This is a genomic window from Lentibacter sp., assembly GCF_965658795.1.
GTDB lineage: Bacteria > Pseudomonadota > Alphaproteobacteria > Rhodobacterales > Rhodobacteraceae > Lentibacter.
The window spans coordinates 112,457-122,642 of sequence record NZ_CBFHTG010000009.1 but is presented as its reverse complement, the minus strand read 5'-3'; the positions used below and the strand labels follow the sequence as shown (position 1 = coordinate 122,642).

The 10,186-nt window shown below is 55.9% G+C and carries 7 protein-coding genes and 2 tRNA genes; 4 read left to right on the top strand and 5 right to left on the bottom strand.

Annotation, left to right across the window (positions count from 1 at the left end; genetic code table 11):
• Positions 1 to 874: 874 nt before the first annotated feature.
• Positions 875 to 958: transfer RNA gene (locus tag ACTG3X_RS08690), tRNA-Leu, on the bottom strand.
• A gap of 226 nt (positions 959 to 1,184) precedes the next feature.
• Between ACTG3X_RS08690 and ACTG3X_RS08685 the strand changes: the two genes are divergently transcribed.
• Positions 1,185 to 1,763, top strand: coding sequence for a YqaA family protein (locus ACTG3X_RS08685; protein WP_439110859.1), 579 nt, complete (start codon positions 1,185 to 1,187; stop codon positions 1,761 to 1,763).
• Positions 1,760 to 2,227, top strand: coding sequence for a disulfide bond formation protein B (locus tag ACTG3X_RS08680; protein ID WP_439110858.1), 468 nt, complete (start codon positions 1,760 to 1,762; stop codon positions 2,225 to 2,227). Before ACTG3X_RS08685 ends, ACTG3X_RS08680 begins: the two co-directional genes overlap by 4 nt.
• Before the next feature lie 138 nt (positions 2,228 to 2,365).
• Here the strand turns inward: ACTG3X_RS08680 and ACTG3X_RS08675 are convergent, their stop codons facing one another.
• Positions 2,366 to 2,794 (bottom strand): Lrp/AsnC family transcriptional regulator, encoded by a 429-nt coding sequence (locus ACTG3X_RS08675; RefSeq protein ID WP_439110857.1) that lies wholly within the window; start codon positions 2,792 to 2,794, stop codon positions 2,366 to 2,368.
• A 122-nt stretch (positions 2,795 to 2,916) separates the two neighbouring features.
• On the opposite strand from ACTG3X_RS08675, the gene rocF reads away from it, so the two are divergent.
• Entirely contained in the window at positions 2,917 to 3,837 is a 921-nt protein-coding gene (gene rocF, locus ACTG3X_RS08670; protein WP_439110856.1) for an arginase, read from the top strand.
• A 10-nt stretch (positions 3,838 to 3,847) separates the two neighbouring features.
• Positions 3,848 to 4,894, top strand: coding sequence for an ornithine cyclodeaminase (locus ACTG3X_RS08665; protein WP_439110855.1), 1,047 nt, complete (start codon positions 3,848 to 3,850; stop codon positions 4,892 to 4,894).
• Positions 4,895 to 4,973: 79 nt separating this feature from the next.
• Here the strand turns inward: ACTG3X_RS08665 and ACTG3X_RS08660 are convergent, their stop codons facing one another.
• The 3 genes from ACTG3X_RS08660 to ACTG3X_RS08650 form a co-directional block, all read right to left on the bottom strand.
• Positions 4,974 to 5,222, bottom strand: coding sequence for a hypothetical protein (locus tag ACTG3X_RS08660; RefSeq protein WP_439110854.1), 249 nt, complete (start codon positions 5,220 to 5,222; stop codon positions 4,974 to 4,976).
• A 452-nt stretch (positions 5,223 to 5,674) separates the two neighbouring features.
• The gene (locus ACTG3X_RS08655) at positions 5,675 to 9,367 is read right to left on the bottom strand and encodes a vitamin B12-dependent ribonucleotide reductase (RefSeq protein WP_439110853.1); all 3,693 of its coding nucleotides are present in this window, start codon (positions 9,365 to 9,367) and stop codon (positions 5,675 to 5,677) included.
• Between the two features lie 739 nt (positions 9,368 to 10,106).
• Positions 10,107 to 10,183, bottom strand: a tRNA-Pro gene (locus ACTG3X_RS08650).
• Between the last annotated feature and the right edge of the window lie 3 nt (positions 10,184 to 10,186).

Sequence of the window (10,186 nt, the reverse complement as noted above, 5' to 3'; positions counted from 1 at the left end):
CAGAGGCCTCCTCGTCTTGCGCCTGGAAGCCGACGGTCACATTTACACCGCCCGTGTCGACAGTTTGTGTTGGCTCCAAGTTGGTGCCGTAAGCGCCCAACAATCCCCAATTCAGTACCAGATCAGCCATAACAAAGCCCTCTATCTCAACCTCGGGGAACGCCCCGTCCGCCGATTGTGAACATCATGAGCAAGCTCAAGACATCCGTTACATTTCACGCAAAGGCAGTGGGATAGAGAGGCAGAAAAGACATCACAGCAGCGAGCGTGCCCAAGGGCACATCTCAGTTGGCAGCAATCGCCGCAAAGTCTCTCTAAAAGACACAGCAGCGCTTTTCGCATCATCCCGATGCTTCGCAGTTCAGCGGTCGCCCCCGTGACCATTTACTCACTACGCCCCCCAGTTGGGCCCTTTCAGTCATAGGGCTATTAAGAGAGTCTCGAAAGATAAATTTGTTGGGAAAAGTGCAGTATTGCTCCCCCTAAGAGCAAATCAGCGCCGATCAAACAGAGGCGTTTGGCGCAGAAACACGGCCACTGTTTCCAATATCGCAACACGCCGAGAAGCCGTTTTGGGTCTGTTTTTGCGAGATATTTTTGACTGCCTGCGCCAGACAGCCGTGCCCCTCTGGCGCTCGATTGTGCACAATCAAGCAACAGTTAATCAGCTCCTAAAAAGATTTAACAAAGTCCAAAACCGCGAGATCTCTGCAAAACCATTGGTCACAGATCAGAGATGATGCGCTGGCATCTGCAGGATTGAACACGGTCTGAAAAAATTGCCACAATTTTAACATACGAATCGATTGAGGTTTCAAACGAATCATATGTTGCTATCTGGCGCTGCGATGCAGCGCCTTAAATTTATGTGCTGTGGTACCCAAGGCCGGACTCGAACCGGCACGCCTCGCGGCGGGGGATTTTGAATCCCCTGCGTCTACCATTCCGCCACTTGGGCACATGCTGAGCCGTTTAGCCTGTTCGCTGGGGCGCGAAAAGTCAAAAATGCACAGAGTGCCAAATCAGTTCCGCAAAAGTGGAAAACAGGGTCTCTTTCCCCGTCCCTTCGGTGGTCCTGTGGCGTTTTACATATGATATGCGCGCCCCAAGCCTTGACGCGCCCCAAAAAGCACGGCCCAATAGGCGCAGGCAGTAAAGATAACAATAACAACAAGAGCAGACACATGTTGCGCAGCCTTTATGACTGGACAATGCGCCTTGCCGAACATCGCCATGCGATGTGGTGGCTGGCCTTCGTGGCGTTCATCGAATCTTCGGTGTTCCCCATTCCACCTGATATCCTGATGATCCCCATGATCCTCGCCCGCCCCTCGCGCGCGTGGCTTATCGCAACCGTGGCGCTCACAGCCTCTGTGATCGGCGGGCTTCTGGGCTACGCCATCGGCGCGCTCGCCTTTGCAGAGCTGGGCCAACCGATCCTTGAGAGCTTGGGTAAAGCCGACGCTGTCGCAGCCTTCAACACACGCTTTAACGACGTCGGCTTCTGGGCCGTGCTTGTCGCAGGCATGACGCCCTTCCCCTATAAGGTGATCACAATCATGTCGGGCTGGACAGGCATGTCTTTGTTCACCTTCATCATAACCTCGATTGTGGCGCGCGGGTTGCGCTTTTACCTCGTCGCATTCCTGCTCTGGAAATTCGGCGCACCTATTCGTGACTTTATCGAGCGCCGCCTTGGGCTTATGTTCATCCTATTCTGCGCCCTGCTTCTGGGCGGGTTCTATGTGGTGAAATTCCTATGAGCGTCTCGCGCACCAATCTTATCCTTGTGGCAGGCCTCGGCTCTGCCGCCATGATGTTGGGCGCGCTCGCCTTTCAGTATATCGGCAACATGCCGCCCTGTAAGCTCTGCTACTGGCAGCGCTACCCGCATATCCTGGCCATTGTCATCGCCGTGATCGGCCTGTTTGTGCCCGGGCGCCTCTGGCCCCTGCTTGGCGCAGGTGCGGCCCTCACAACGGCCGCGATCGGGATCTATCACACAGGTGTGGAGCGCAAACTCTGGGACGGGCCGTCGAGCTGCGCCTCCAACACGGTCTCGGGCCTCAGCGGCTCCGACCTTCTGGCGCAAATCATGTCCGCCCCCATCGTGCGCTGTGATGAAGCGCCTTGGGAGCTGTTCACACTGTCCATGGCCAGCTGGAACGCGATCGTGTCCATCGCTCTTGCCCTCGTCTGGCTCGCCGCCGCCAAGAACCGCGTTTGAGCGCACGCTGCATTCATTAATTTTGGGTTAAGGCCGACGGTGCTCAGGCGGTGCACGCATGGTGCACGCCCGGTGCACGCATATCACCCCCCTCATTTTGCCGCGCTGCGCACCGTTAACCCGAGCGCGCGCTGGCCTTCAGCCCGTGGCCTTCTTGGTGCTCAAAAGCAAGGATGTCTCCGAAGTCGCAACCCCGTCGAGCTTGCGGATCTGGGTCAGAACCGCATCAAAAGCCTCTAGGCTGTCTGTTCCGATTTCCGCAATCACATCCCAACGCCCATTGGTGCTATGCACCCCGCGCACAGCCGAAAAGCCCGCCAGCTGGCGCAAGATCCGCTCGGTGCCCCGCCCCTCGATCCCGATCATCATCAGCCCTCTCACAGGGTCGGCCAAACGGTCTTCGCGCAACACCGCAGAATAGCCCAGAATAACCCCCCGCGCCTCCAGCCGCTCAATCCGCGCCCGCACCGTCGCCCGCGTCACACCAAGCGCCCCGGCAAGGTCTGAGTGCGAGGCCCGCGCATCACGGCGCAGCGCAGCCACCAGCTTCTGATCAAGTTCGTCCATTATGGTCACTCCTGCGCATCATTTCGAACAATCTAGCCTCAGCATGATCACTTTGAAAGCTGTTTACTGCCCCAAATCGTTCATATTCTGCAGACAACCAAACGCGAACAAGGACAGAAAAGATGCGTGATATCATCCTCATCGGTGCTCCGATGGACTCTGGAAAGCGCCGCAAGGGCTGCCTCATGGGGCCAGATGCCTACCGCACAGCAGGCCTCGGAGACGCTCTCACAGAGCTTGGCTACCGCGTGCGCGATTGGGGCAATATGGCCCCCGCCGAGCACCCCGAAGACGACCCACAGGCGCGCATCTACAAAAACCACGAAACAGTCGGCTGGACAAACCGCCTCTGGCGCAAAGGCCAGGACGCCATGTCAAAGGGTCTTCCCATCTTTCTGGGCGGTGATCACGCGCTCTCGCTCGGCTCGGTTGGCGGGGTCAACGCTTACGCCGCTGAAAAAGGCCAGCCGCAGTTTTTGTTGTGGCTTGACGCCCACACCGACTACCACACCCCCGAGACAACAGCGTCAGGCAACCTACACGGCACACCGATTGGCTATGTCACTGGCCGCAAAGGGTTTAACGGCTTTCCCAAGGTCGAACGTCCTATCCCGCAAGAAAATGTTTGTATTTTGGGCCTAAGGTCTGTCGATGCGCCCGAGCGTGAGGCCATGCAAGAGACCAAAATTCGCGCATATGACATGCGGATGATTGACGAGACAGGCATCGCCGCCCCGCTAACGGCCTTTTTGGACGTGGTGGCCAAAGCCAAAGGCGCGCTGCATGTGAGCCTAGATGTCGACTTTCTCGACCCAATGATCGCCCCCGCCGTTGGCACAACGGTTCCCGGTGGCGCAACCATGCGCGAGGCCCACCTGGTTATGGAGATGATATGCGATTCCGGGCTGATGACCTCGCTCGACCTTGTCGAGCTCAACCCGTTCCTCGATGAGCGCGGCCGCACCGCGCAAGTCATGGTCGATCTGGCCGCCTCGGCCCTTGGCCGCCGCGTCTTTGACCGCCCGACACGCGCTTTTTCATAAGGAATTCAACATGCTGAAACCATCTTCAAAGGCTTACGTTCCATTCGTCTCCGTCGAAAACATGATGCGCCTTGTCCACCATATCGGGCTGGAAGACATGCTGCGCGGTCTGGCCGCCGAGATAGAAACCGACTTCAAACGCTGGGAGCTGTTTGACAAAACCCCTCGCGTCGCAAGCCACTCTGATGTCGGTGTGATCGAGCTCATGCCCACATCTGATGGTGAGGCTTACGGCTTCAAATATGTGAACGGTCACCCGAAAAATACATCCGAAGGCCTTCAAACCGTCACCGCCTTTGGCCTGCTGGCCGATGTCTACACTGGCTACCCGACCCTGCTCAGCGAGATGACACTGCTCACCGCGCTGCGCACAGCGGCCACCTCGGCGATGGCCGCCAAGCACCTTGCCCCCAAAGGCGCCAAGACCATGGCCATGATCGGCAATGGCGCACAATCGGAGTTTCAGACACTGGCGATGAAAGCCATCATCGGGCTTGAGGCTGTGCGGCTTTACGACACTGACCCCGCCGCCACAGATAAGGCCGCCCGCAACCTTGAGGGCATGGGGGTGCATGTCACCAAGTGCAAATCCGCCGAAGACAGCATGGAAGGTGCAGAGATCATCACAACCTGCACCGCAGACAAGCAATGCGCCACGATCCTGACAGACAACATGATCGGCGCAGGTGTGCATATCAACGCCATCGGCGGCGACTGCCCCGGCAAAACAGAGCTGGCCGAAGCGATCCTGCATCGTTCTGATATCTTTGTAGAATTTCCGCCGCAAACGCGTATTGAAGGCGAAATCCAGCAGCTTGCCGAAGATCATCCCGTGACCGAGCTTTGGGAAGTTATCACAGGCGCAGCCAAGGGCCGCGTGAGCGACAAGCAGATCACCCTGTTTGACAGCGTCGGCTTTGCCATCGAAGATTTCTCCGCGCTGCGATACGTGCGAGAGAACATCAAAGGCACGGCATTCTATCAAGACCTTGATATGCTGGCCGACCCTGACGACCCCCGTGATCTCTTCGGGATGCTCAAGCGCGCCGAGGTATAAAAACAGCCCCGAAACAAATGCTTCGGGGCTTTTCTTCATGTGTTGCCAAGACGGCGCGCGCCTCGGTTCAAGAGCGGCCTTAGCCGTCTTGGTTCATCAGGCCTGCGTCTTCAGCGGCTGCGATCTCGTCGGCATCAAGCATCCCATCGTCATTGATGTCCATTTCCGAGAAGCTCTCAGCTGTCACGTCGGGCATCGCTGCTTGCAGCTCATCCACGGTCACCACACCGTCACCATTGCTATCCAGATCTGCCATCATGTCCGCATGTGCGAGCATGGGTGTCAGAGCGGTTGCGAGCGCTGCGAGTGTGAGAGTAACTTTTTTCATTGTTCGATTACCTAAATTGAAAAAGGCTTCATGCCTTCAAATCGACCATAGCCACGGAACAGAACGCCCGAACAGCCCCAAATCAAAGGCCCGAAACCACGCGCCAAAAGCTGCCAAAGAGGCGGTTTTCACAGGCGCTACTTGGCTCATTCCAAAAGCGAGATCCCGTCTGAGCCATTTGGCGCGCACGACTCAGCACACCTCTGGCAAAGCTGCGCTTACGGTCATCCGACCGCGCACAAGCCCTCTTGCAAGCCCCCGGAAAGCCGATAAATCTTACGCCCCAAAAAACCTGCGCCCCCGTCTATGCATTTGATTCTCAGACAAAAAAAGGGGGGCCGCTTGGACCCCCCATCAAGTTTCGCCGTTCAGGCTCACTTATATTCACCGCTCGGAGTTTTATGCCTGCGGCCTGAACGCGTTCAGGGGCGAGCGCACCCGCCCCGTGACCGTCATGAGCACCCTGAGGTCGCTCCACATGTGTTGCACTTCATGCAGGTGCCGTTGCGCACCAGCGTGTAGTTTCCGCAGTCGCCACAGGCTTCGCCTTCATAGCCCTGCATCTTGGCCTTCGTGCGCTCATCCATTGCCATGGCTGTCGTGCTGGTGGTTGTGGCCAGCGTTTCGGTGTCGGTGATCACAGCTGCCGCCGTCACACCCGACGTCTCCGGCACGAGCGTATTGAGCGCCGTCACAGGGTCGGCTGTTGCCATCGACATGCCACCAAAGCTCTGTCCGCCTTGCAGCACCACAAGCTCCTGAGGCAAACGCTTGCGCAAATAGCCGGTCGAGCTGATCTGCTTGAGCACTTCCAGCGAACGAGAGGCAGAGTTTTCGCTCATCTCCTTGATGTTGCTCACACCCTCTTCCTCGCCACGGCCGAGGTCATCAAAGCTCGCACCTGATGGCTTCACATGCGCAAGATCGGTGCGGTCAAGGTAGGACACCGCCAGTTCGCGGAAGATATAGTCAAGGATCGACGTTGCATTCTTAATGCTGTCGTTGCCCTGAACCATGCCCGCAGGCTCGAACTTGGTGAAGGTGAAGGCATCGACAAACTCTTCGAGCGGCACACCATACTGAAGACCAACCGATACCGCGATTGCGAAGTTGTTCATCATGGCACGGAAGCCAGCGCCCTCTTTGTGCATGTCGATGAAGATCTCACCGAGAGAGCCGTCTTGGTACTCACCTGTCCGCAGATAGACTTTGTGACCGCCAACAACCGCTTTTTGCGTATAGCCCTTGCGGCGCTCAGGCATTTTCTCACGATGTGATTTTACAACTTCCTTGACGATGATTTTCTCAACGATCTTCTCTGCCAAAACAGCTGCTTTTTCTTGTGCTGAGCCCGTTTCGAGGATTTCGAGCGCTTCGTCGTCATCCTCAACCAGCGCAGAGGCCAGAGGCTGGCTGAGCTTGGAGCCATCGCGATACAGCGCGTTGGCTTTCACACCCAGTGACCATGAGAGCTCATATGCCTTCTGGCAGTCCTCAATTGTCGCATCATTCGGCATGTTGATCGTCTTGGAGATCGCACCTGAAATAAAGCTCTGCGCCGCCGCCATCATGTAAATGTGTGCGTTGGTTGACAGGTAGCGCTTGCCGCGCTTGCCGCATGGGTTGGCACAGTCAAAGACGTTGTAGTGCTTTTCAGCCAAGTGCGGCGCGCCTTCCAGCGTCATGGTGCCACACACGTGGTCATTGGCCGCTTCAACATCGGCACGTGTGTAACCAAGGTGCTTGAGCATATCAAAGGTCGGGTCGTTCAGCTTGGCCGCAGGGATCCCCAACGTGCCGGTGCAGAACTCTTCCCCCAGCGTCCATTGGTTAAACACAAAGCGGATATCAAAGGCTGTTCCGAGAGCATTCTCGACCTTATCAATCTGTGCTTGGCCAAAGCCGTGGCCGATGAGTGACGTGTGGTTGATGCCGGGCGCGTTGCCCATGGTGCCGTGACCCACAGCATAGGAGACAATCTCCTCAATTTGCGCGGAGCCATAGCCAAGCTTTTCAAGCGCGGCAGGCACAGACTGGTTGATGATCTTGAAGTAGCCACCACCCGCAAGCTTTTTGAACTTCACAAGCGCAAAGTCTGGCTCGATGCCTGTCGTGTCGCAGTCCATCACAAGACCGATCGTACCTGTGGGCGCAATAACAGAGACCTGCGCATTGCGGTAGCCGTGCTTTTCGCCGAGCTGGAGGGCTTCGTCCCAAACGGCCATAGCAAGATCAACCATGGTGCTGTCAGGGCAATTGGCCAGATCAAGCGGCACGGGCTTGATCTCAAGGTTTTCATACCCTTCCGTGGCGCCATAAGCTGCATTGCGGTGGTTGCGGATGACGCGCAGCATGTGCTCGCGGTTGCGCTCATAGCCAGCAAATGCGCCCAGCTCGCCCGCCATTTCGGCTGATGTCGCGTAAGACACACCTGTCATAATCGCAGTTAGAGCGGCGCCAATCGCACGGCCTTCATCGCTGTCATAGCCAAGGCCAAGGTTCATCAAAAGGCCACCGATGTTGGCGTAACCAAGGCCCAATGTGCGGAAGTCATAGGAGCGCTGCGCAATTTCCTTTGACGGGAACTGGGCCATCATAACGGAAATCTCGAGCGTCACAGTCCAGAGGCGCGTGGCGTGCATGTAGTCTTCGGTCTGGAACTTGCCGTCCTTCAGGAAGGTCAACAGGTTCATCGAGGCAAGGTTACACGCGGTGTCATCAAGGAACATATATTCCGAGCACGGGTTGGAACCACGGATTTCGCCATCTTCCGGGCATGTGTGCCACTCGTTGACTGTGTCGTGGAACTGGATGCCAGGATCAGCACAAGCCCAAGCCGCGTGGCCCACATCTTCCCAAAGCGCGCGTGCCTTGATGGTCTTGGCGACCGAGCCGTCTGTGCGGCGGATAAGCTCCCAATCAGCATCATCCTTGACGGCCTTGAGATAGGCATTGGTCACGCGGATCGAGTTGTTGGAGTTCTGACCCGACACCGAGGCATAGGCCTCTGAGTCCCAATCTGTGTCATAGGTCGGAAATTCGATCGAGCCAAAGCCCTGCTTTGCATAATCCAACACGCGTTTGACGTATGTTTCCGGAATGTGGACCTTTTTCGCACTGCGAATAGCAGCTTTGAGCTGTTCGTTTTTCTTCGGATCCACAGAATCTTCGCTGGAACCGTCCCAAGTGCGGATTGCACCGAAAATCTCGTTGAGTTTTTCTTCATGCAGCTTTGAGCCCGCGACGATTGAAGCAACTTTCTGCTCCTCTTTCACCTTCCAGTTGATATATTCCTCGATATCGGGGTGATCCGCATCGACGATAACCATCTTGGCTGCGCGGCGTGTTGTGCCGCCCGATTTGATCGCACCAGCAGCCCTGTCACCAATTTTGAGAAACCCCATAAGGCCAGAGGATTTGCCACCGCCTGAGAGGGCTTCATTTGAAGCGCGCAGGTGGCTGAAGTTTGTGCCCGTGCCGGAACCGTATTTGAACAAGCGCGCTTCACGCACCCAAAGATCCATGATGCCGCCGTCGCCGACCAGATCGTCTTTAACAGACTGGATAAAGCACGCGTGGGGCTGTGGATGTTCATATGCTGATGTTGATTTTGTCAGCTCGCCTGACTGGTAGTCTACATAGTAGTGGCCCTGACCCGGTCCATCGATCCCATAAGCCCAATGCAGGCCGGTGTTGAACCACTGGGGCGAGTTGGGCGCAGCGCGCTGTGTCGCCAGCATGTGGCGCATTTCATCGTAATAGGCGCTCGCGTCTTCTTCTGTTGTAAAGTAGCCGCCCTTCCAGCCCCAATAGGCCCAAGCGCCTGCAAGACGGTCAAACACCTGCTTAGCGCTGATCTCGCCTGTCTTTTCAGTTTTGTCAGAGGCTGGAACCGAGCGCCAGAGAAACTCCGGTACGTCTTTTTCCTTAACCTTTTTGAGAGCGGTCGGCACACCGGCTTTGCGGAAGTATTTTTGAGCGATCACATCAGAAGCAACTTGGCTCCACTTTTTCGGAACCTCCACTGCGTCAAGTTTGAAGACAACCGTGCCATCAGGGTTTCTGATCTCGGATGTCGTTTTGACGAACTCTACATCTGCGTACGCGTCTTTGCCTGCCTCGGTGAATTTTCTCTCAATTTTCATTGCTCAGCTCTGCCTTCTAGACTGTAATCCAAATACCCGACTTCCACCCACGATTGTGAATGGCGTCCTACTTAATCCGACTTGATCTGGAAGGGGCACGTGGCTGCAGTCTGCGATCAAACAGCAGCCAATCCGATTAAACCGCCCGAAGGCTCAATCTGTAAAAACACCTGTCCCCGCCCGACCGTTAACCTCTATATGTTGTGGTTTTTTGCCTGACTGGCACTATCTGGCGTATTTGACAGTGAGAGGTCAACGGAAACTTTTTAGAAAATTGTCCATTTAACTGTTGACGAAATCATCCTCAGGCATCGGCTCGAACCCTCCCCCGATTCATCCACTTCTTACGGATAGGGCACTACCTAACCAGGGTATCAGCCCTGCAACCGTGAAAGCCTTTTCTTTTAGCAGGCTTAGCCCTACCGCTTAATGAAAGGCGTTATTTGGATGTCGTTTTTATACATGGCGGTGGATAACTTTGGCGGTTGTGAAAATAAATTCACTCAGCCTATTGGCGAGCACCCAATCACAAAGCACACTCAGAGCTTTGCCTAAAATTTTAGCATCAATTGGGAGTTTCTATAACCACTGAGGGCCGAATCTCCCAGTGCGACCGCCTCTCCAGCGAAGAGAGCAGAACCCTATATGTAGTGGATATGTCGGAGTTTGGGGCCAATCAACACAACGCGAAAGAGAGCGCTCGCAAAACTGCGACGCTCTCTCTCATGATGTAGTGAAGTGGTCGGGACGGTAAGATTCGAACTTACGACCCCCTGTACCCAAAACAGGTGCGCTACCAGGCTGCGCTACGCCCCGTGA